Below are 21,191 nucleotides of genomic sequence, written 5' to 3' on the forward strand. Positions count from 1 at the left end.
CGCGGTCACGTCCAGGTGACGAGGACTTGGACGGTGTCGGGGCTGTAGACGCTGGAGGTGCCTCATGACCAGCGCGGGTGATCAGGCCGCCGGCGACCACGGCGATCTGGATGCCGTGTTCGCGCAGACGGTGCGCCGAACCGGCGCGTCCATCGGTGCCCTCTACCTGCTCACCCCCGATGAGCGGCTGCTGAGTCTGGACGTGCTGTGCGGGGCGCCCCCCGAATTCGCCGCACCGTGGGCCCGGGTGCCGACGGCCGCCCCGGCCCCGGTGGCCGTCGCGGTCCGTGAGAACCGCCTGGTATGGGTGGGCAGCCAGGAGGAGATGGTCCGCGCCTACCCCCGTACCGCGGTGGTGCTTCCCTACCCGTTGGCCCTGGTCGCCGCACCGGTGGTCGGCGTCCGGCCGTGGGGAACGCTGCTGCTCATGTGGCCGGCCACCCGACCGCCGTACATGACCGGACGCGAGCAGGGGCACATCATGTCCAGTTGCCGGCGCCTGGCCCGGCTGCTGGAGGACGCCGTCGCGCACGGAAACGCCCCCTCCGGCGAGGGCCGGCCTCGTGTCGTGTCCCTCGGGCGCCGGCCCGAGAGCCCGGCGATGGCCGCCGCCGACTTCGTGGAGCGCCTGCCCGGCGGAAGCTGCGCGCTGAACCTCGAAGGGCAGTTCAGCTATCTCAGTTCCGGCGCCTGTGAGCTGCTGGGCTGTGAGGCGGGCCGTCTGCTGGGCACCCTGCCGTGGCAGTCCTTGCGCTGGCTGGACGACCCCGTCTACGAGGACCGCTACCGTGCCGCGGTGCTCAGCCGCGAGCCCGTCTCGTTCACCGCCTGCCGCCCACCGGACCGGTGGCTGGACTTCCATCTCTACCCGGACGCCAGCGGCATCAGCGTCCGCATCGTTCCCAGCGGTGTCGAGCCCATGCCCTCCCCGGCGCCCGCCCGCAGTCACCGTACCGGCGCACCGGCCGACGCGGGCCGGCTGTACCAGCTCACCCACCTCGCCGCGGGACTGACCGAGGTCGTCGGAGTCCAGGACGTCATCGCCCTGGTCGCCGACCAGGTCATGCCCGCCTTCGGAGCCCAGGGCCTGGTCCTGTCCACCGCCGACGCCGGCCGGCTGCGGATCACCGGACACCGCGGCTACGACCCCGACGTCATCGAGCGCCTCGACGGGCTGCCCCTGGACACCGACTTCACGCCGGCCGGGCATGTCCTCGACAGCGGCATCCCGGCGTTCTTCGCCGACCCGGAAGAGATGCGCCGCAGCTACCCGCAGGCTCCGCGGGCCAGCGGGAAGCAGGCGTGGGCCTTCCTGCCCCTGATCATCTCCGGCCGGCCCGTCGGCTGCTGTGTCCTGTCCTACGACCGGCCGCACCCGTTCCCCGCCGAGGAACGCGCCGTCCTGACCTCGCTCGTCGGGCTCATCGCCCAGGCCCTTGACCGGGCCCGCCTCTACGACGCCAAACACGACCTTGCCCACGGCCTTCAGCAGGCACTGCTCCCGCGCGCCCTTCCCCGGGTCACCGGTCTGCGCGTGGCCGCCCGCTACCTGCCCGCGACCCGGGGCATGGACATCGGCGGAGACTTCTACGATCTGATCCGCCTCGGTGACACCGCCGCCGCGGCCGTGATCGGCGACGTCCAGGGACACAACGTCGCCGCCGCCGCCCTGATGGGCCAGGTCCGCACCGGCGTCTACGCGCACGCGACCCTCGGCACGCCCCCGGACCAGGTTCTGGCCCGGACCAACCGGCTCCTGACCGACCTGGCCCCCGAACTCTTCAGCAGTTGCCTGTACGCCCACTTCGACTTCGCCCGCCGAAGCGTGTGCCTGGCCAGCGCCGGCCACCCGCCACCCCTGCTGCGCCTGCCCGACCGCACCACCCGGCCCGCCGTCGTCCCGCCCGGACCACTCCTGGGAATCGACCCCGACGCCGACTTTCCCCTGACCGAGATCCCGCTGACCGACGGCCTGATGCTCGCCTTCTACACCGACGGCCTCGTCGAAACACCGGGGGTCGATCTCGACGAGTCCATCGCCCACCTCGCGCAGCACCTCGCCCAGGCCGACGAGCGTGACCTGGACCTTCTCATCGACGACCTGCTCAGGAAGTCCGGCACCGCCGGGCAACGCACCGACGACGTCGCGGTCCTTGTGCTGCAGGACGTGTCGCACGACAGCACATGAACCGCGGTCCGGGCGGCCGGCACGCTTCTTCGGCCGGACCTTCCGGGGAACGCGCCGGACCGAAGGATTTCCGAGGTGAGCGAGGTGTCCTGGCATGTCCGATCCGCAAAGGAGACAAGGGCGGACCAGCAGCCCGAGCACCCGTGAGTTCTCCTCCTCCGGAGGACCTGGCTGGAGCCGCGTCGTCGGCGATGCGGCTCCGGTCGGCGCTCGCTAAGCGCCGTCCCCGTCCCGCTCTTCGATGCTCTGCCGCGTGCCGGTGATCTCTGCCGGCTCTGGTGAGGTGGGTTCCGGCTCGGCTGTGTGGGGTCCGGACCGTGCGGCGGCCAGCGCCTGGTCCAGTGCGGCGCGGACCTCGTCGGACAGCTTTCCGGTGCGGACCCAGTCCACGATCTCTTCGGAGACCTGTCGAAGTTTGATGTTGGTGTGCTGCGACACCTCTCGCAGCACTTCGAAGCCCTGGTCGGACCGCATGCCGCCCAGTCCGATGACCACGCCGATCGCATGGTCGATCACGGCGTGGGAGACGATGGCCTCCTGCAGCTGGCCGATCTCCGCCTGCAACTCGCTGATCTTGTTCAGGAGGTTTTCCCGTCCCGGATCAGAGGGGACACCGGTCCGCATGGGGGTGCCGTTCAGCGGGTTGTCCATCGTGATCACATCCCAGATCCCGGGTCTCCCGCCCGGGTCGTCGACGCCGGAGCCGAATCGTGAGGACGACACTGTCGACTATTACCCCAGGACGCTGCTTCCGTGCATCTCTGAACGCTTCACCGAAGAACCTCGGTGATGGTGTCGGGGGGGAGGGCGCGGGTGACGAGGGCTTGAACGGTGTCGGTGAGCCGGAGGCGGTGGTGGTGGGCGTAGGCGGTGAGGAGGTGGGCGGCTTCGGTGATGGTGGTGTCGGCGTGTTGGGCGATCATGCCTTTGGCGATTTCGAGGGTGGCTTTTGCGGCGAGGGCGCTTTGGACGCGGGTGATGACGTCGTGGGTGGGGGTGGGTTCGGTGGTCCAGTGCATGAGGGCGAGGGCGGCGGAGTCGGCGAGGGCCTGGGCGAGGTGGGTGTCGTTGTCGGGGAGGCGGCCGGGGGCTCGGCGTAGGAGGGTGAGGGTGCCGAGGGGGCGTTTTTGCAGGCGTAGGGGGATGGCTTGGAGGGCGTGGTAGCCGGTGTGGGTCATGGCGGTGGCGAGGTGGGGCCAGCGGGTGTGTTCGGTGGTGATGTCGGGGATGCTGACGGGTTCGGCGATGCGGTAGCTGTCCATGCAGGGGCCGTGGCCGCTCTGGGTTTGCAGGAGTTCGGTGAAGGCGGCTTCTTCGTTGGTGGAGGCCATGGTGCGCAGGCTGCCGCGGGCGTCGGCGATCATGACGGCTGCGGCGTCGGTGTCGAGGAGGTCGTGGCAGGCGTGGACGAGGTGGTGGAAGAGGTGCAGGGGGTCGAATTCTGCGGTGTAGGTGTCCGAGAGGGTGAGGAATGCCTGCGTCAGTTGTCGCTCGCGGTTCATGGGTGCCTCCCCGGCGCTGGGGTTGGGGGTGCCGGCAGGGATGCGGGCGGTTCAGTCATCGTGGAGGTCCGTGGTGCGGGCGATGATGGCTTTGGCGAGCTGGGTGGCGGTGCGGCCCTGGGTGAAGGCTCGGGCGCGCAGGCGCAGGAGTGCTTCTTCGGCGCTGACGCCCAGTTGCATCATGATCATTCCGGTGGCCTGGTGGATCTCCTCCCGGTCCGATTCGGCTCCTGACAGCCATGCGACGACTCCTTCGAGATCGGCGGCTCCCGGGTCCAGCGCCAGCACCGCCAACGTCACCGCGTCAGCGACCAGAAGCATGGTCCGCACATGATCGCTGCTCAGCGAGCCCGACGTCTCTCGGTACAGATCAAGGGTGCCCAGTGGGCTCCCGGCCGCCATCAAAGGGGCCGAGAAGACCGCCCGTGCCCCCGCCCTGGCGGCTTGAACGGAGAAGAGCGGCCAGCGGTCGGCATCCGGGGGACGGGTGAGATCCGTCGCGAACACGGGGGCACGCAGGCCAGTCGCCTCCCGGCACGGTCCCTCGCCGAGGGTGTACTGGAGCTCCGCCAGATGTGCGGAGACGTGGTTGCTGGCACACAGCACCACGCCGGTGTCCGAGTGGTCGCCGAGCACCGACACCGAGAGCCCCAGGCCCGCCGGAAGCAGCCTGGCACATGCTCGGCACAGTGCGTCCGGCACGTCCTGCGGAGGCAGTCCGCGCACCCCGGCGATGAGCCGTTGAGCGATGCGGGCCCGCTCGATGTCCGTCTCTTCCCCGGCGTCTCCACCGCCCAGCGGATCGGTGCCGGACACGGCTGTCACCTCCCCGCAGTCGCAGCGCATGAACGGCCTCGTACGATCCTTGCACGAGTGGCCGAGGTGAGGAGCAGGGAAGTGTCGTCCTCACGACCCGGTGCGGGCGGTCGGCGGCGGGAATCCGCCGGACCTCGAAGCCGAGGTCTGCCGCCTACACCATGCCCTTGAGCGCACGGCGATCGTCCGGACCCGTGGGGGCGGGTGCGCGTGACTCCGTCACCCGACTGCCAGCGGACGTTCGCTCGGCACTCGTACGTCCTGTACGGCGAAGCCGCTTCGCACCCTCGCCGGGATGCGCCGCAGGGAGATCCTCAGGTCCTGGTCGGGAACGGTGTACTCGAGGCGGGCGAGGCGGATCGCGAGGGCTTCGAGCAGCCCGATGGTGAGGCCCTCGCCGGGGCAGCGGTGTCCGGTGCGCGGCTCGCCTCCGCCCTGCGGGATCAGTTCGTCGCGCTCGACCGGGTGTTCGAGGAACCGCTGCGGCCGGAAGGCGTACGGATCGCCCCACAGTTTCTCGTCGTGGTTCTGGCCGAAGACGTCGAGGAGCACCATCCCGCCGGCCGGCACCGAGACGCCTCGCCAGGTCAGGTCTCGGGTGGCGAGGCCGCCGAGGAACGGCGCGAACGGATAGAAGCGGCGAACCTCGTGCACGAACGCGGCGGCGTAGGCGGTGTCGCCGTCGCGCAGCCGTTCGCGCTGTTCGGGCCGCAGATGCAGGGCGTGCGCCGTATAGGAGGCGAACCAGCAGACCGCGACGGTGGGGCGGATGACGTTCAGCAGCTCGACGGCGGCCGTGTGGGGGTGGAGCAGTTCGCCTCCGGCCTCGCGGTGCTCACACACAGCGCCGAGCACCGATCCCTCGGGGGCGTCGGCGCGGCCCGAGCGGACATCCTCGACCAGCCGGGCGAAGCGGTCCTCCTGGCGGCTTCGGGCCCGCCGCGCCCGCCAGTGCCGTGGTCCGGCGGTGGCGAAACCGTCCACCATCGCGACCAGGTCGCGGGCGAGGTCCTCCACCGCGCTGTCATCGTCGAGCGGAATGCCCGCCCAGCGGCACACACCGCGGGTGAGCACCACGCTCGACGCGTCGAAGAGCACGATCTGTTCGGCACCGCTCCATTCCCGTACCGCGTCGTCCCAGGCGGTGGTGACGTGTTCGACGAGGCCGGCGATCCGGTCGGGGTGCAGCAGCGGCAGGAAGAACTCCTTGCGGGCGCGGTGCGCGGCGCCGTCGAGGGTGTGGACGGCGTCGTGGCCGAACAAGGTGCTCAGCACGGGCTCCGGCAGCGCGCCGCCGCGGCGCACGTTGTCTTCGTCGTAGAAGAACCGCACCGCCTCCGGCCCCCGCACCACGAGCGCGGGCTTGCCCATCACACGGGTGCGCGCCACGCCGTCGGGGCGCTCACCCAGGAGGCCGGGCAGCCAGGAGTAGCCCTGGACGAACGCCGGAAGGGAACGGTCGATCACAGGCGAGGTCGGCATCTTCATGGGCGCCGGGTGCCCACACCCGAGGTCTGAACACGTGCGGCCGTTCGCGAGTGGCGCGGTGTGATCCGTCGGCGGGGAGCGTTTCGGGCGAAGGCCCTCGGGGACACGGAGGGGCGGAGGCCGCGTCGCATGCGGGTTCGGCAAAGAGCCGGCGTTCAATGCGTCCGCCACTGTGTCGGCCTGCCGCGATCGCGACAGGCCGACAGAGCTGTGCCCTTTCACAGTCATCGCCACAGCACCGTCCGCGCCGCCCGTCCGAGCGGTGGGAGGATGCGGGAGGGCAACGGAGGGGCGGGAAACGTGGGGCGTGGCGAGCGGGAAACGGTCGCGAGGGGAGCGCGGCTGTACGAGGCGGCCCGGACGGTGGCCGGTGACCACCGAAGGGCGGTGGAGGCGGCACGGGCGGCGCTCCAGCCGATCCACGACGCGGCGGTGAAGCGGGAACTCGACACCATCCCCGTCGCCCGACTGCAGGACGTCACCGAAGGGCGGCTGCGGCTGGGCAGTGTCGAGAAGAGCGGACTGCGCACCGTGAGCAGTGTTCTCGAAGCGGGCCCCTACCGGCTGCGGCAGATTCCCGGTGTCGGGCAGCGCACCGTCGACCAGATGCTCGCGGCCGCTCGTCGGCTCGCCGAGGCCGTGCACGAGACCGTGGCCGTCCACATCGACGTGGACCGGCCGGAACCGGGCACGACCGCGCTCGTCATGGCCCTGCACGTACTGGTCGAGGCCGGGTCCGACGCCCGCCGTGCGGTGGACCGGGCCGCCGTCCTGTCGGAACGGCTCGGTCCGCTGCTCGCCGACGCGGGGCCCGCCACCAGCCGCATCCGCATGTTCCTGACGGGCCCGGAGAAGAAGGCTCGCGCGTCGGCCGCGGTCACCGTGATCCGGTCACTGGTGGACGAGGCGGACCGAGCGGGCCTGGCCGGGCTGTTCGCCCAGGCATCGGTGGACCTGCTCCGGGGGCCCTCGTCCGACATCGCGGCCTGGGTGGACTTCGAACTCCGCTCTGCCGAGTACTACAGCCTGCTCGCCGAGATCTCCGGGCGGCCGCCGGACGCGGCGGCCGCCGAGGGTTTCCTGCCGGACGAGATCGCCGAGAGGGTACGCGGCCAGCGTCTCGACGACGCGCACCGGCGGGTGTCCCTGCGCGGGTATCAGTCGTTCGGCGCGCGATTCGCGCTCGCGCAGCGCAAGGTGATTCTCGGCGACGAGATGGGCCTCGGGAAGACCATCCAGGCGATTGCCGTGCTGGCACACCTGACCACCGAGGGACAGAGCCATTTCATGGTCGTCTGCCCGGCGAGCGTCCTCGTGAACTGGACGCGGGAGATCGAGGCCCGCAGCGCCCTGCGGGTCATGGTGCTCCACGGCCCCGACCGCCACGAGGCGTTCGCCGACTGGAAGGGGCGGGGCGGGGTCGGGGTGACCACCTTCGACGCGCTGCGCGGTTTTCCCGCGCCGGGTTACGGGGAGGTCGGAGTGCTCGTGGTGGACGAAGCGCACTCCGTGAAGAACCCGAAGGCCAAGCGGTCCCAGGCGGTCGCTCTGTGGGCGGAGCGCTGCGGGCGCACCCTCCTGATGACCGGAACGCCGATGGAGAACCGCGTCGTGGAGTTCCACAACCTGGTCCGGATGCTCGACGGCGACCTCGCGGACTCCCTCGGCGAACGGGACGCGTTCGCCGGATCGGTCGCCTTCCGCAAGGCCGTGGCCCCGGTCTACCTGCGGCGCAACCAGGAGGACGTACTGACGGAACTCCCGAGTCTGCAGCAGACCGACGAGTGGGAGGAGCTGAGCGCGTCGGACGAGGAGGCGTACCGGGAAGCCGTACGCGCGGGCAACTTCATGGCGATGCGCAGGGCCGCGTACCTGCGCCCCGAGAAGTCCGCCAAGCTGGACCGGCTCCGGGAGATCGTTCAGGAGGCGGGGGAGAACGGGCAGAAGACGGTGGTCTTCTCCTATTTCAAGGACGTACTGACCGTGGTGAAGGAAGCGCTGGCGGCCCAGAACACCGAGGGCGTGCCCCTGTTCGGTCCGCTCACCGGCAGCGTTCCGGCCGGGCGGCGGCAGCAGATCGTCGACGACTTCTCCGGTGTTCAGGGCCCCGCGGTGCTCGTGGCGCAGATCCAGGCAGCGGGCGTCGGCCTCAACATGCAGGCCGCCTCCGTGGTCGTCATCTGCGAACCCCAGATCAAGCCGACCATCGAGCACCAGGCGGTGGCCCGGGCCCACCGTATGGGTCAGGTCAGGCCGGTCCGTGTGTACCGGCTCCTCGCCACCGGGGGCGTCGACGAACGCCTGGTGAAGCTGCTGGAGGCCAAGACACGCCTCTTCGACGCCTACGCCCGCCGCAGCGCCGTCGCCGAGGCATCCCCGGACGCGATCGACGTGTCGGACACCGAACTGGCCCGCCGGATCGTCGAGGAGGAGCAGGCCCGCCTGGGCATGACGGACGACAGGCTCACAGCAGCGGAGTGAACCGGCCTCCCGCCGGCCACGAGGACCGCCAACCCACCCCGCTCCCTCCCCACCTGCCCCGCGAGGTCCCAAGTGGTCAGCCCGGACGCACAGGGGATCCGGACCCGTCCTCCGGGCCGACGCCGACCGTCCCGTGCGGCCGGGCCGGCTCCGGCTCACGGCCTGTGTGGTGGGGGCGGGCATCGTGCGCAGTTCCCCGCGCCCTTGAGTGCCTGCGGCGGCCGGTGCGGCTCCGGTGAGGGCGCGTGTAGCGCGCGAGGTTGGCGGACGGTCCGTCCTGGCGCAGGGTGACCGCAGCTCCCCAGGGGCGCGGGGAACTGCGTGACCAGCCCCCACCGGCTGGTAGCCGCCCGGCAACCTGACCCGGCATTCCTATAGGCGCCCCGGCCCGGCTCAGCGCAGCGGCAGCGCGGGGAACTGCGTGACCAGCCCCCACCGGCTGGTAGCCGCCCGGCAACCGGACCTGGCATCCCTATAGGCGCCCCGGCCCGGCCCAGCGCAGCGGCACCGCGGGGAACTGCGCGACCACCACCCACGCCCACCGCACCCCGCGCGGATGGTCGCCCTCGTCAGACCGCCCCCGCCCCCGCCACCGACCGACAAGCCTGCGCGTACCCCCGTACCAGCGGTCGCCCCCCGTCCTCCTTGCGCCAGGCAAGGGCGTATCTGCTCGGGCCGATTCCGCGCACCGGGCGGGTGACCACCCCGCCCAGGGTGATCAGAGGGGCGTTGCCGGCGGCCACGAGGCAGATGCCCAGGCCGGCGACGAGGGCCTCGTACGTCTCCTCGGTGCCCGCGATCTCCGCGCCGACGCGGGGCGGGCATCCGGCCCGTTCGTCGAGGGCGAGCCAGAAGTCGCGCAGGGGGCCGGCGCTCGGCGGCAGGGCGAGGAACGGTTCGTCGGCCAGGTCGGCGAAGTCCACCTCGGCCCGGGCGGCGAGCGGGTGGGTGTCGGGGAGGGCGACCAGGCGGGGCTCCTCGGCGACCACGGTCCACCCGTAGCGCTCCTCGTCGGGCAGCGGCAGCCAGACGAACGCGACCTCCGTCTCGCCGTCCGCCAACCCCGCGGTCGGGTCCTGCCAGCCCATCTGCCGCAGCCGTACGACCGCCTCCGGATGCGCGGCCGTGAAGCGGGAGCGGATCGCCGGGAGCAGGCCACCACGCCCGGGGCTGGTGCTCATGCCCACCACCAGCGTGCCCCGCCCCGCCGCCCGGGCCGTCGCCATCGCGGCGTCCGCCGCCGCCCAGGCCGCCAGCACCTGGCGGGCGTGCGGCAGCAGTGCCTCGCCCGCCTCGGTGAGCAGCACCCCCCGCGGCTCCCGCCGGAACAGCCGTACGTCCAACTGCCGCTCCAGCGCCCGGATCTGCTTGCTCAGCGCGGGCTGTGACACATACAGCCGCTCGGCCGCACGCGTGAAGTGCAGCTCCTCGGCCACCGCCAGGAAGTAGCGCAGATCCCGTACATGCACGTCGGTCGTCATAGCCATCGGTTATCACCGTGGGTCTTGGACCGGCAACCGACTTCCACCGCAGGCTGGTTCGTGGAACAACCCAAGAAGAGGAGCTGTGATGAACAAGGTCTGGCTGATCACGGGCGCGAGCAGCGGGTTCGGGCGGGCGATCGCCGAGGCGGCCCTGGCCGACGGCGATGTCGTGGTGGGCGCGGTCCGCGGGCCCGAGGCGCTGGACGACCTCGTGGCCGCCCACCCCGACCAGGTGGAGGCGGTGCGTCTGGACGTGACCGACACGTCCGCGGCGGAGGCCGCCGTACGGGATGTCGTGGCCCGGCACGGGCGGATCGACGTGCTGGTCAACAACGCGGGCCGCACGCATGTCGGCGCCTTCGAGGAGACCACCGACGACGAACTGCGCGAGCTGTTCGACCTGCATGTCTTCGGGCCGGCGGCGCTCACCAGGGCGGTGCTGCCGGCCATGCGCGAGCGGCGTTCGGGCGCGATCGTGCAGATGAGCAGCATGGGCGGGCAGCTGTCCTTCGCGGGCTTCTCGGCATACAGCGGGACGAAGTTCGCGCTGGAGGGCATGTCCGAGGCTCTCGCCGACGAGGTACGGGAGTTCGGCATCAAGGTGCTGATCGTGGAGCCGGGGGCCTTCCGTACCTCACTGTTCGACGCGAGCCGTGCGGGAGCCAGTGCCGACAGCGGGGTCTACGCCAAGGTGAGCGAGACCCGGGGGTTCGTCTCCGGCGGCGACGGCACCCAGGCCGGCGACCCCGCGAAGGCGGCGGCCCTGATCCGCGCCGCCCTCGACGCCGAGGAGACCCCGCTGCGGCTGCCCCTCGGCGAGGACGCGGTGACCGCCGTACTCGACCACCTCGACGGTGTACGGGCCGACGTCGCCGCCTGGGAGAAGAGCACCCGGGCCACCGCCTTCGACGACTGACGGCTGACAACTGACAGCGGTCAGTTGAACGGCGCCGGTTCCGTCACCCACCCCGCCGTCAGTACCAGCCGCGTCTCCCGGTGCACGGCGAGGAAGCCGAAGGGGCGGTCGAAGGCGGCCGTGACCACGGTCGCCGTGTACCGGGGCGTGGGCGGCGGCCCACCGGGCGCCGCGGCGACCGCCGTCACCGCGGCCGCCTCGAAGCCGAGTGCGTCGAAGCGGGCCAGGACCGACTGCCGGGCGGAGCCGACGGCCAGGGGCGAGGCGCTGATGCCGGGGAAGTGGCCCTGCCGCGTGTCCCGAGCCGCGGTGAGGCCGAACAGCCCGTGCAGGTCCAGCAGATCGTGGTGCGCCCGCACCTCGAACGCCGCCGTCGTCACCTCCAGCGTCGGCTGCTGAGGGCCGGCACACGGCCGCTCCTCCACCCGCAGCCCCGGCCCCGCGGCCCCGTACGGAAGCGATGATCCCCGTACGACCGGACACGTGCCGTCGAGCACGGCCGGCCCCGCCGCCATCACCTGAGTCGGCGTCATGTGCTCGTCCCCGAGCAGGAGATGGACGTCGACGCCGTTGTCGCCGAGCACCCTCACCTCGGTGACCCGACCCTCGGGCACGGTCGCCACCCCGACCCGGTCCAGCCGCACGCTCCGGCGGTTCAGCCCGCGCAGGGTCCGGCCCTGCCAGGGGCCCGCGGACGGCCGTACCGGACGTACCTCGAAGGGCCGCAGCCACGTGGTCCGCAGGGCCAGCGCGCTCGCCAGCACCAGCGTGGTGTCGTCCCGCACCTCCACCGGCATCCGCTCGATCAGCCCGCCCGTCCGCTTCTCCGCCCAGGCGTCCAGCTCCCGCTGGTCCAGGGCGGGATCGCCGGTGAGGACGCCGTGTGCGTCGGTGGGCAGCCCGGCCTCCCACTCCTCGCGCGGCGCCGGCGTCCGCTGCGTCCACAGTCCGAGCGCCGAGTCCAGGGCTTGGGTGTCGGCCAGTTCCGCGAGCAACTCCCGTGCTGCGGCGGCCGCTTGCTCCGCGGGCACTCCGAGAGCCCGCGCCAGCTCGGCCCGTGCCGCGCCCTGTGCCCCGTCGGCCAGGAACGCCAGCAGCGGCCACACCCCGGCGGCCGAGAACACGGTCCCCCCGGAAGCCATCCCCGCCCACCGTGCCGTGAGCCCGTTCACCGCCTGGGTCGTCGCACCCGTGATCGGCATTCCACCCCGCCCGCCCCGCGCATACCATGCGCCCTGTCGTACGTCAGTTCCCCACCACTGCCTGAACCAGGAGCACGGTAACCGTGTCCATACCCCCGCCCCCTGGGCCCCACCAGCCCGACCCCGCCCAGGGACCGTCCCCGGCCCCGGACCCGTACGGGCCGCCGCCACAGGGGCAACAGCCCCAGGGACAACAGCCGCAGGGACACCACCCGTATGGGCAGGGGCCGTACGGACCACAGCCGTACGGACAGCAGCCGTACGGGCAACCCTATGGCCCGCCGTACCGGACCTGGGGGCAGGGCTACAGCCCCTACGCCCGCCCCTCCTCCGTCAGCGGTCTCGCCGTGGCCTCCCTGGTGCTCGGCGTCCTGTGCTGCTTCCCGGCCGTGGGACTGGTGCTCGGCGTGATCGCGCTGGTGCAGATCAAGAAGAAGGACCAGTCCGGCAAGGCGCTCGCGATCGCCGGGTCGGTCCTGTCGTCGCTGGGTCTGGCCCTGTGGGTCCTGGTGCTCGCCACCGGCGGGCTCTCCGACGCCTGGGAGGGGTTCAAGAAGACCGCGACGGAGAGCACGGCGTTCTCGGTGGTGAAGGGCCAGTGCTTCGACGCGCCGGGGGAGTCCCTCGACGGCCTGACCTACGACGTCGACGAGGTGCCCTGCGCGGGCGAGCACGACGGCGAGGTGTTCGGCGAGTTCACGATGGCCGGCGGCTCCGCCTTCCCGGGTGACCGCGCGGTCTCCGACGCCGCCGACGAGAAGTGCTACCCGCTCCAGGACACCTACGCCATGGACACCTGGGCGCTGCCCAAGAGCGTCGACGTGTACTACTTCGGCCCGACCCGGCAGAGCTGGCGACTCGGCGACCGCGAGGTCACCTGCATCTTCGGCAACACCGACGACAACGCGACCCTGAAAGGCTCACTGCGCGCCGACGAGACCACGCTCGACACGTACCAGATCTCCCTCCTCAAGCCCCTCAACGCCCTCGACGCCGTGCTGTGGGAGGAGCCCGAGGACTACCCGGAGGACGACCTGGCCGGCTACCGGGACTGGTCGCGGGACGTCCACGACAGCCTCGGCGAGCAGATCAGGGCCCTCGGTTCCCACTCCTGGCCGGACAAGGCCGACAAGCAGGTCGCGGCCCTGGTGAAGGACATGGAGCAGGCGCGCGGCGAGTGGGCGAAGGCGGTCACCGCGGCCGACGACGAGGACGTGGACGCCTTCTACACCCACTACGACAAGGGGTACGAGTACGTCGACGGCCCCAGCACGGTCACCGCACGCAAGGCTCTGGGGCTGGCCACCAAGCGGCCGACGTACGACGAGGGCTCCGGCGACGAGGGCGGCAATTCGGGCGGCGGCGAGCTCAATGTGTGAGCGCCGCCATAGCGGGGAGAAAGTGCCTGCGTAAAGCCCCCCACCGGCACATGTCATCACATCGAGTGATTCCCTGGCCTTTGCTTGCACGGGCCAACCCACGGTTGCCAGGCTGTTGCTGTCTGTACAACCTGATGGGAGCGGCCAGTGACATTCGGTGAGCAGCCGGCGTACCTGCGCGTCGCGGGTGATCTCCGCAAGAAGATCGTCGACGGTTCGCTGCCACCGCACACCCGCCTGCCCTCCCAGGCCAGGATCCGCGAGGAGTACGGCGTCTCGGACACCGTCGCGCTGGAGGCCCGCAAGGTGCTGATGGCCGAGGGCCTGGTCGAGGGCCGCTCCGGCTCCGGGACGTACGTCCGTGAGCGGCCCGTGCCCCGGCGGATCGCCCGCTCCGGCTACCGCCCGGCCTCCGGGGCCACCCCCTTCCGGCAGGAGCAGGCCGACGGGGAGGGGCGCGGCACCTGGGAGTCCAGCAGCCGGCAGACCGAGGCCTCGGTGGCCGTCGCCGAGCGGCTCGCCCTCCGGCCCGGTGACCGGGTGATGTGCACGAAGTACGTCTTCCGGGAGGCCGGTGAGCCGATGATGCTCTCCACCTCCTGGGAGCCCCTCGCGGTCACCGGGCGCACTCCCGTGATGCTCCCCGAGGAGGGTCCCCTCGGCGGCATGGGCGTGGTCGAGCGCATGGCCGCCATCGACGTCGTCGTGGACAACGTCACCGAGGAGGTCGGCGCCCGCCCCGGTCTCGCCGAGGAGCTGCTCGCGCTGGGCGGTGTCCCGGGGCATGTCGTCCTCGTGGTCCACCGCACCTACTACGCCTCGGGCCGCCCGGTGGAGACGGCCGACGTGGTCATTCCGGCCGACCGCTACCAGGTCGCGTACCACCTCCCGGTGAAGTAGCGCGCGCCCCGGGGAGGTTGCCCGGGGCGAACACCGAACCGGCCCGTAGGCGAACGCCGTTCGAATTCGGCCGTTCTCGCAGGTCGACACCGCTGTGTCCAAGGCGCCCCCGACCGGAGGCAGTGCCGTCCACCGGGGGCGTGTTCATCGGCGCGCCCCCTGCCGTAGGAGTCCGTCCTGGCTGGTTGCGTACCTCTTTGTGAAAACGCGTGTTCGCTGCGTAAAGGTTGGGCGTAGGCTCGGGCATATGCGGAGTGCGGTTTCCTTATCGGGTGGGGCTCGACGCAGGTCGGGAAGGAGCGGTGGGGCGCAATGAACGACGGCACGATCACTCTCCCCTGGCTCGTCATACGACAGGACGACAACGGCAATCGCTACCGCGTGGGCAGGTACGCGACCCGGGCCGAGGCCCAGAAGATCGCGGACAGTCTCGATGCCCGCGGCCACAAACAGCTCTACTGGGTCGAGCGCATCGGCCCCAACGGCTCGAGTTCGGCCGACTGACGGAGCCTCCCGTAGGCTCCGGCGCATGACGGAACGGATCGTGGTGGTGGCGGCCGCCCTCTGTGACGGCGACCGCCTCCTCGCCGCCCGCCGCAGCGCACCGCCCGAACTGGCCGGCCGCTGGGAGCTGCCGGGCGGCAAGGTGGAGCCGGGGGAGTCGCCGCAGCAGGCGCTGGTACGCGAACTGCGCGAGGAACTCGGGGTCGAGGCGGAGGCGCTGGAGCGCGTGCCGGGGGAGTGGCCGCTGAGACCCCCGTATGTTCTGCAGGCGTGGAAGGCTCGCCTGCTGCCGGGTTCCGCAGATCCCGAGCCCCTGCAGGACCACGACGCGCTGCGCTGGCTGACCCCGCAGGAGTTCGGGGACGTGAACTGGCTCGACCAGGACGTGGAAGCGATCGGCGCACTGAAGGCGCTCCAGCGGCCCTAGGGACCCTTGAACGGGCCCCGCTTACCCCATTCGCTGCGATACTTCACCATTGATATCGGGTATGTGCCCCTTAACCCCACGAAAGCGGACATGGGCTGGCCCGGGAAGTGATCGGCGTGATCGACACCGAAGGCGACTGCGCCAAGTGGATCTTCCCGGCGGACCCGGGTGCCGTACGCGCTGCCCGCACGGCTGTCAGAAGCCGGCTGACCGCCTGGAACCTCGATGGTCTCGCCGATGTCGCCGCCCTCCTGGTCAGTGAGCTGGTGACCAACTCGCTACGGCATGCCACCGGCCCCATCGGCGTCCGCCTGGTCCGCCCGGAGAGGGGCGACGGCGTGCTCCTGGTGGAGGTCTCCGACCCCCTGCCCGATCTGCCCCGCGAACGCGTCGCCGAACTGGACGACGAGAGCGGCCGCGGGCTGCAACTGGTCGCCCACGCCGCCCACCGCTGGGGCACCCGCCCCGGCGTCACCGGCAAGACGGTCTGGTTCGAACTCTCGGTACCAGGATGAACAGGACGTGATCGCGGCGGTTCGACGCCGTGTTGGCTGGTTAGAAGACTGGAAGTGTTGTCGCAGCCCGGACCGAAAACCGTCGGGATCGTGCTGTGATCGTGAACACCGTGTTGTGCGGCGCCGTAGTGCTGGATACTGCGGGCAGCCGCCCCCGGTGACCGGTACCGGACGCGGTGAGCTGGAGGGGACGGTTCGCGTGAGCGAGATACCAGCGAAGGCCACGGAGTCGAAGGACCCGTCGGAGGGCGCGAGGGCTGCGGCCATGGATGCTGTCGCGGTCCATGCCCGTCACGGCGACGCGCCGTCCGGTGACGCCATGTGGCAGAGCAGCCCGCCCGGCTCGATCTACGACTACATCAAGGTCGCGTCCTTCTCCATAGGCCCCGACGGTCTGGTCGACCAGTGGAGTCTGCGCGCCGAGCAGCTCTTCGGCATCCCCGCCGAGCACGCCGTCGGCATGGACCCCATCGAGGCGTTCATCGACGACGACCTGCGCGCACAGGGCCAGCGCAGGATGGCGGAGATCCTGGACGGCCGCGAGTGGACGGGAGTGGTCCCCTTCCGGGTGCCCGCGTCGGCGGCCGACGGCGAGTGCGGCCGGGAGGGACTCGCCGAGGTCTACGTCATGCCGACGCGGACCGAAAAGGGCGAGAAGGCCGCCGTCTGCATCGTGGTGGACGTGCGCACCTTGCGCAGCATCGAGACCGACCTCGCCGCCTCGCAGGCGATTTTCGGTCAATCCCCCTTCGGTTTCGTGCTGATCGACCCCGAGCTGCGGGTGCGCCGCGTCAACTACCGTTTCGCCTCTCTCTTCGGCGGCAGCCCGGACGACCACCGCGGCAGGGGCGTCCACGACTATCTGCCGCGCCCCGAGGCCGAGCGGGTCACCGCCACCCTGCGCCGGGTCCTGGAGACCGGCGACTCCATCACGGACATGCACGTCACCGGTTTCCTGCCGGGCTCCGACGAGCGCCGCCACTGGTCCATCAACCTGTACCGGGTGCGCAGCGGGTCCGGCCGGCCCATCGGCATCGCCTGGCTGGGAACCGACATCACCGCCCGCCGTGCCGCCGCCCGCGAGGCCGCGGCAGCCCGGCGCAATCTCGCCCTCCTCAACGAGGCCGGCGCCCGCATAGGGAACTCGCTCGACCTGGAGACCACGGCCCGCGAACTCCTCGACGTCGTCGTCCCCGGCTTCTGCGACCTGGCCACCGTCGACCTCTACCAGGGCCTGCTGGCCGGCGACGAGACTCCGCCGGGGCTCGCCGACGGCAGCGCCGAACTGCGCAGGGTCGCCTTCGCCAGCGCGGTCTCCGACGCCCCCTTCGCCGGCTCCGGTGCCCCCGTCGCGCTCGGCGCGGTCCACCACTATCCCTTCAACTCGCCCTGCGCGGACGCCCTGCGCACCGCCCGCCCGCAGTACATCCCGGCCGAGGAGGGCGGCCTCGTGCTGTCCACGCTCGCGGTGCCGATGGTCGCCCACGACACCGTCGTAGGACTCGCGCAGTTCTCCCGGACGAAGGGCAGCGAGCCGTTCGGGGACCGGGACCGGGATCTCGCGGTGGAGCTGGCGGCGCGGGCCGCGGTCTGTATCGACAACGCGCGCCTGTACCGGCGGGAGCACGAGCGGGCCCTGATGCTGCAGCGGTCCCTGCTGCCGCCCGGCGACCCGGTGGCCGCCGGCCTGGACATCGCCTGCCGCTATCTGCCCGGCAACTCCTCCGCGGACCGGCCCAGCGAGGTCGGCGGCGACTGGTTCGACGTCATCGAACTGCCCGGTCACCGGACGGCGTTGGTCGTCGGGGACGTGATGGGCCGCGGTCTGCGCGCGGCCGTGGCCATGGGCGAACTGCGCTCGGCCGTCCGCACCCTGGCCCTCCTGGACCTCGAACCGGCCGAGGTGCTCAGCGCGTTGGACGAGATCGCCCGCGGTCTCGGCGCCCCCGGCGGGGTCCAGCAGGCGACCCGCGCGGCCCGCCGCCCCCGCGAGGCGGACCTCCTGGAGGTGTACCTCGCGACCTGCGTCTACGCCGTCTACGACTCGGTCACCCGCCGCTGCACCTTCGCCAACGCGGGCCACCTGCCGCCCGTCCTGGTCGAACCCGGCGAGGACGCGCTGATGCTGGACGTGCCGCCCGGCATGCCGCTCGGTGTCGGCGGCGAGCCCTTCGAGGAGGTGGAGGTCGAACTACCCGAAGGCGCCCTGCTCGCGCTCTACACGGATGGACTGGTCGAAAGCCGCGATCACCCCCTCGACGAAGGTCTCCAGGCGTTCGTCGGAGCGCTCACCGACCCCTCCGCCCCGCTGGAGGACGTCTGCGACCACGTCCTGAACACCCTCGACACCCACCACGGCGAGGACGACATCGCGCTGCTGATGGCACGTGTCCAGGGCCTGCCCGCGAACTCGGTCGGCGACTGGACCCTCCCGCGCGAGCCGCGCAGCGTGGGCCGGGCCCGCGAGTACGCCCGCGGCCAGCTGCTCAGCTGGGACCTGGAGCCCCTGGTCGACACCACGGAACTCCTGGTCAGCGAGCTGGTCACCAACGCCCTGCGGTACGGCGAGGGCGACATCCGGCTCCGTCTGCTCCTGGACCGCACCCTGGTCTGCGAGGTCTGGGACTCCGGTCTCGTCCAGCCCCGCCGCCGCCGCGCCCGCGACACCGACGAGGGCGGCCGGGGCCTCCAACTGGTCGGCCTGCTCAGCGCGGCCTGGGGCTCCCGGCGCACCCCGCGCGGCAAGACGGTGTGGTTCGAACTCCCGCTGCCGGACGGGCAGAACGGCATGGTGGACCCGGCGGAGGCACTGCTGAGCCTCTTCTAGGCGGGGTGCCCGCGCAGCCGTACGTCTTGCTCGGCGAGGTCACGCGCCTCGCGGGCCAGGACGTCCGCCCGCGGGAGATCACCGGTCAGCCGCGCCTCCTGCAGCAGCACGCGGGGCGCGGCACCGACCGCCTCGCGGTGGACGGTGACGTAGTCGTCCGCCGCGGCCACGGACTCCCGGGCGACCAGCAGCGCGGCCACCGGGAGTACCCCGGACCGGCCGGTCACCAGCGGCGCGGTCACGTGCACGATCCGGCGCAGCACGCCGAGCGGATCGTTCGGCTGCCCGGACGTCGTCTCCTGTCGTACGGCGGCCAGGACCGCGTCGGCGTGCAGGAGCCGGGTACGGGTCTCGCCCTCGTCCGCGGTGCCGTCACGGAAGGGGGCCAGTTCCGCCTCCGCGCCCGTGAGGACGGGCGGGATCAGCCGGGCGGCCTCGGTGAGCGTCTCGCGCAGCCGGGTCACGGCCCTCACCAGCGCATCGGCCCGGGCGATCGCGGTCTCCGCCGCGCGGAGGTGGTGGGCCGCCTCGTCGGGCCGGCCAGAGGCGGTGGCCTGGTGGGTCTTGTTGAGCTGGACGGTGGCGGTGACCAGGCTGTCCTTGGCCAGTTCGACATACCCGGCGACGGAGTCGTCCGTGAGCGTGGTCTCCGCCCCGGCGGTGCGGGCGGTCAGCTCACGGAAGCGGGTCTCGGCCGACGCCAGGGCCGCGGCGGGGTCGCGGTCCAGCCCCCGCAGGGCGCGCAGGCTCTCCGCCGCCCCGGTCAGTCGCCGCCCGGCCTCCTCGCAGCGGCCCACGACTCCGGCGAGGGCGGCCGCCTCCTCCGGCACGCCCGCCTCGTACCGCCGCCGTATCGCGCACGCGGCCGCCAGTTCGGCCTCCGCCGCCTCGGCCGCCGCGACGAGAGGGGCAAGCATCTCGGGATCCAACTCACTTTCCGCGAAGGTCAGTTCCTCGCGGAAGGCGCGGAGCCGGTTGTCGGCGTCGACCAGGGCGGCCCGGGAGCGCTCGTCGAGGTCGGCGAGCGGGGGCGTGGCCGCCGGGGCGGGGTACGCGCCGACGTGGGTCGTGCCGGCGGCCGCCGGTGTCGTACGGCTGCGGGTGCGGCGTATCCGGCGGACGGAGCCGTAGGCGGCGAGGGCGAGCACCACGGCGAGCGCGGCCAGCGGCAGCACGAGGTCGGTGCCGGAGGACGTGTCCTCCGCCGGGGTGGCGGCGCTCGTGCGCGCGCCTGCAACCGGAGCGTCGTCGTTGATCGTCATCCAGGGCAACACCAGCCACACGACCCCGGCGACGACACCCAGCAGGGCATGTGCCACCCGCGCGGATATGTGGGAGCGGCCTCGCCGCGGTCGGCCCCGTATCAAGGATGGCGTCACCTTTCGGAGCGTATGGGCTGGAATGCGGGGGCGCGAGCGGGGTGGGACGGGTGGGGGTACGCGAGGGAGTGGGGAGCGGATGTCAGAGGTGCGGGACATACAGGTCGACAAGGGCGGGGACGGGAACGGCGAGGCGGACAAGGAGGCACCGGCGCCGAGTCCCACACGTCGCCGCCGGCTCCGCCGGGGTCTGATCGCGCTCGTGCTCGTCCTCCTCCTTCCCCTTCTCACCGTCGCCGTCGCCCTCCGTCTCAACTACGCCGGTGACCCCGCGGACGGCACCCGCACCCGGGGCAAGGACGCGATCTGGCTCGGGCACGCCTGGGTGGACGGGCGCAAGACCGATGCCGACGTCACCGCCCTCGCCCGGCGCCTGCGCGACACCGGGATCCGGGACCTGTACGTCCACGCGGGGCCCCTGGAACACGACGGGACGCTGCCCGGGTCGGCGTACCCGAAGGCGCGGTGGCTGATCGGTGCCGCGCACAAGGCGGCCCCCGGCATCCGGGTGCAGGCGTGGCTCGGCGACCAGCTCGCCACCGAGAGCCCGGACGGACTGCGCCTCACCGAGAAGGACACCCGCGCCGCCGTCGTACGGTCCACCCGTCAGATCCTCGACACCGGGTTCGACGGCGCCCACTTCGACCTGGAGCCCCTGCACTCCGGCGACGAGGACTACCTCGACCTCCTCGACGCCCTCCACCAGGTCACCCGCGCCCACGGAGTGCCGCTCTCCGCCGCCGCCCACCAGATCGACCCGCTCCCCGCACTGCACTCCGTCGCGGGCACGCTCACCGGGCACCCCAAGTGGTGGTCGCAGGCCTACTTCGGTCAGGTCGCGCGCCGGGTCGACCAGATCGCGGTGATGTCGTACGACACGGCCACGCCCCTGGAGAGCCTGTACGGCGGCTATGTCGCCCAGCAGACCTCACTGGCCCTGGAGGTCACCCCCGACTCCACCGACCTGCTGATGGGCCTGCCCTTCTACCGGGAGGACAACTTCGACCACTGGTCCTTCGCCGAGACGGTCCCCGCGGCCGTCCGGGGCGTCCGCCTCGGGCTCTCCCGCACGGACGCGGACCGCGCGAACTTCGGCGTGGCGCTGTACGTCGACTTCGCGGCCACGGAGGCGGACTGGACGGCGTACGAGAAGGACTGGGTCCGCTAGAAAACCACCTGCGGT

The 21,191-nt window shown here is 72.0% G+C and carries 17 protein-coding genes; 10 read left to right on the forward strand and 7 right to left on the reverse strand.

Translation table 11 applies throughout. The features are described 5' to 3' along the window. Positions 1-64 precede the first annotated feature (64 nt). Positions 65-2,188 carry a SpoIIE family protein phosphatase gene (locus ACIRP7_RS17950; protein WP_403659896.1) on the forward strand — a complete coding sequence of 708 codons (2,124 nt, stop codon included), beginning with the start codon at positions 65-67 and terminating at the stop codon, positions 2,186-2,188. Between the two features lie 213 nt (positions 2,189-2,401). Here ACIRP7_RS17950 and ACIRP7_RS17955 read toward each other — a convergent pair whose 3' ends face one another. The 4 genes from ACIRP7_RS17955 to ACIRP7_RS17970 form a co-directional block, all read right to left on the reverse strand. After that, positions 2,402-2,911, reverse strand: coding sequence for an ANTAR domain-containing protein (locus ACIRP7_RS17955; RefSeq protein ID WP_403659899.1), 510 nt, complete (start codon positions 2,909-2,911; stop codon positions 2,402-2,404). A 47-nt stretch (positions 2,912-2,958) separates the two neighbouring features. Continuing rightward, positions 2,959-3,690, reverse strand: coding sequence for a GAF and ANTAR domain-containing protein (locus ACIRP7_RS17960; RefSeq protein ID WP_403659902.1), 732 nt, complete (start codon positions 3,688-3,690; stop codon positions 2,959-2,961). A 51-nt stretch (positions 3,691-3,741) separates the two neighbouring features. After that, on the reverse strand, positions 3,742-4,506 hold the full coding sequence (locus ACIRP7_RS17965) for a GAF and ANTAR domain-containing protein (protein WP_403659905.1): 765 nt from the start codon (positions 4,504-4,506) through the stop codon (positions 3,742-3,744). Positions 4,507-4,725: 219 nt separating this feature from the next. Continuing rightward, positions 4,726-5,994: a cytochrome P450 gene (locus tag ACIRP7_RS17970; RefSeq protein ID WP_403659908.1), complete on the reverse strand. Its 1,269-nt coding sequence runs from the start codon at positions 5,992-5,994 to the stop codon at positions 4,726-4,728. A gap of 270 nt (positions 5,995-6,264) precedes the next feature. On the opposite strand from ACIRP7_RS17970, the gene ACIRP7_RS17975 reads away from it, so the two are divergent. Beyond that, positions 6,265-8,475 (forward strand): DEAD/DEAH box helicase, encoded by a 2,211-nt coding sequence (locus ACIRP7_RS17975; RefSeq protein ID WP_403659911.1) that lies wholly within the window; start codon positions 6,265-6,267, stop codon positions 8,473-8,475. A 569-nt stretch (positions 8,476-9,044) separates the two neighbouring features. Here ACIRP7_RS17975 and ACIRP7_RS17980 read toward each other — a convergent pair. Further along, positions 9,045-9,962 carry a LysR family transcriptional regulator gene (locus ACIRP7_RS17980; protein ID WP_403659914.1) on the reverse strand — a complete coding sequence of 306 codons (918 nt, stop codon included), beginning with the start codon at positions 9,960-9,962 and terminating at the stop codon, positions 9,045-9,047. 82 nt (positions 9,963-10,044) lie between these two features. Here ACIRP7_RS17980 and ACIRP7_RS17985 point away from each other — a divergent pair, with 82 nt between their 5' ends. After that, a complete protein-coding gene (locus tag ACIRP7_RS17985) occupies positions 10,045-10,875 on the forward strand; it encodes an oxidoreductase (protein ID WP_403659917.1) in 831 nt (276 codons plus the stop codon). A gap of 20 nt (positions 10,876-10,895) precedes the next feature. Here the strand turns inward: ACIRP7_RS17985 and ACIRP7_RS17990 are convergent, their stop codons facing one another. Continuing rightward, entirely contained in the window at positions 10,896-12,017 is a 1,122-nt protein-coding gene (locus ACIRP7_RS17990; RefSeq protein ID WP_403659920.1) for a serpin family protein, read from the reverse strand. A gap of 143 nt (positions 12,018-12,160) precedes the next feature. On the opposite strand from ACIRP7_RS17990, the gene ACIRP7_RS17995 reads away from it, so the two are divergent. The 6 genes from ACIRP7_RS17995 to ACIRP7_RS18020 all read left to right on the forward strand — a co-directional run bounded on the left by ACIRP7_RS17995 (position 12,161) and on the right by ACIRP7_RS18020 (position 18,629). After that, the gene (locus ACIRP7_RS17995) at positions 12,161-13,456 is read left to right on the forward strand and encodes a DUF4190 domain-containing protein (RefSeq protein WP_403659923.1); all 1,296 of its coding nucleotides are present in this window, start codon (positions 12,161-12,163) and stop codon (positions 13,454-13,456) included. Positions 13,457-13,603: 147 nt separating this feature from the next. Then, entirely contained in the window at positions 13,604-14,356 is a 753-nt protein-coding gene (locus tag ACIRP7_RS18000; RefSeq protein ID WP_403659926.1) for a GntR family transcriptional regulator, read from the forward strand. 312 nt (positions 14,357-14,668) lie between these two features. After that, positions 14,669-14,860, forward strand: a complete 192-nt coding sequence (locus ACIRP7_RS18005; protein WP_352390368.1) for an SPOR domain-containing protein — start codon at positions 14,669-14,671, stop codon at positions 14,858-14,860. A gap of 25 nt (positions 14,861-14,885) precedes the next feature. Continuing rightward, entirely contained in the window at positions 14,886-15,287 is a 402-nt protein-coding gene (locus ACIRP7_RS18010; protein WP_403659930.1) for a (deoxy)nucleoside triphosphate pyrophosphohydrolase, read from the forward strand. Positions 15,288-15,394: 107 nt separating this feature from the next. Next, entirely contained in the window at positions 15,395-15,802 is a 408-nt protein-coding gene (locus tag ACIRP7_RS18015; protein ID WP_403659933.1) for an ATP-binding protein, read from the forward strand. A 199-nt stretch (positions 15,803-16,001) separates the two neighbouring features. Then, complete coding sequence (locus ACIRP7_RS18020; RefSeq protein WP_403659936.1) at positions 16,002-18,629, forward strand: SpoIIE family protein phosphatase; 2,628 nt, start codon at positions 16,002-16,004, stop codon at positions 18,627-18,629. Here the strand turns inward: ACIRP7_RS18020 and ACIRP7_RS18025 are convergent. Next, on the reverse strand, positions 18,626-19,948 hold the full coding sequence (locus tag ACIRP7_RS18025) for a hypothetical protein (protein ID WP_403659939.1): 1,323 nt from the start codon (positions 19,946-19,948) through the stop codon (positions 18,626-18,628). The two genes, ACIRP7_RS18020 and ACIRP7_RS18025, sit on opposite strands and share 4 nt — an antisense overlap. 139 nt (positions 19,949-20,087) lie before the next feature. On the opposite strand from ACIRP7_RS18025, the gene ACIRP7_RS18030 reads away from it, so the two are divergent. Continuing rightward, on the forward strand, positions 20,088-21,176 hold the full coding sequence (locus tag ACIRP7_RS18030) for a hypothetical protein (protein WP_403659942.1): 1,089 nt from the start codon (positions 20,088-20,090) through the stop codon (positions 21,174-21,176). Positions 21,177-21,191: the final 15 nt, after the last annotated feature.

The organism is Streptomyces sp. NPDC102270, assembly GCF_044766405.1.
Lineage (GTDB): Bacteria > Actinomycetota > Actinomycetes > Streptomycetales > Streptomycetaceae > Streptomyces.

Bases quoted from the DNA above. Each gene is read 5' to 3' on its own strand.
- ACIRP7_RS17950 (WP_403659896.1), top strand. From the start codon at position 65: ATGACCAGCGCGGGTGATCAGGCCGCCGGCGACCACGGCGATCTGGAT.
- ACIRP7_RS17960 (WP_403659902.1), bottom strand. From the start codon at position 3,690: ATGAACCGCGAGCGACAACTGACGCAGGCATTCCTCACCCTCTCGGAC.
- ACIRP7_RS17970 (WP_403659908.1), bottom strand. From the start codon at position 5,994: ATGAAGATGCCGACCTCGCCTGTGATCGACCGTTCCCTTCCGGCGTTC.
- ACIRP7_RS17975 (WP_403659911.1), top strand. From the start codon at position 6,265: ATGCGGGAGGGCAACGGAGGGGCGGGAAACGTGGGGCGTGGCGAGCGG.
- ACIRP7_RS17980 (WP_403659914.1), bottom strand. From the start codon at position 9,962: ATGGCTATGACGACCGACGTGCATGTACGGGATCTGCGCTACTTCCTG.
- ACIRP7_RS17985 (WP_403659917.1), top strand. From the start codon at position 10,045: ATGAACAAGGTCTGGCTGATCACGGGCGCGAGCAGCGGGTTCGGGCGG.
- ACIRP7_RS17990 (WP_403659920.1), bottom strand. From the start codon at position 12,017: ATGGCTTCCGGGGGGACCGTGTTCTCGGCCGCCGGGGTGTGGCCGCTG.
- ACIRP7_RS18005 (WP_352390368.1), top strand. From the start codon at position 14,669: ATGAACGACGGCACGATCACTCTCCCCTGGCTCGTCATACGACAGGAC.
- ACIRP7_RS18010 (WP_403659930.1), top strand. From the start codon at position 14,886: ATGACGGAACGGATCGTGGTGGTGGCGGCCGCCCTCTGTGACGGCGAC.
- ACIRP7_RS18030 (WP_403659942.1), top strand. From the start codon at position 20,088: ATGTCAGAGGTGCGGGACATACAGGTCGACAAGGGCGGGGACGGGAAC.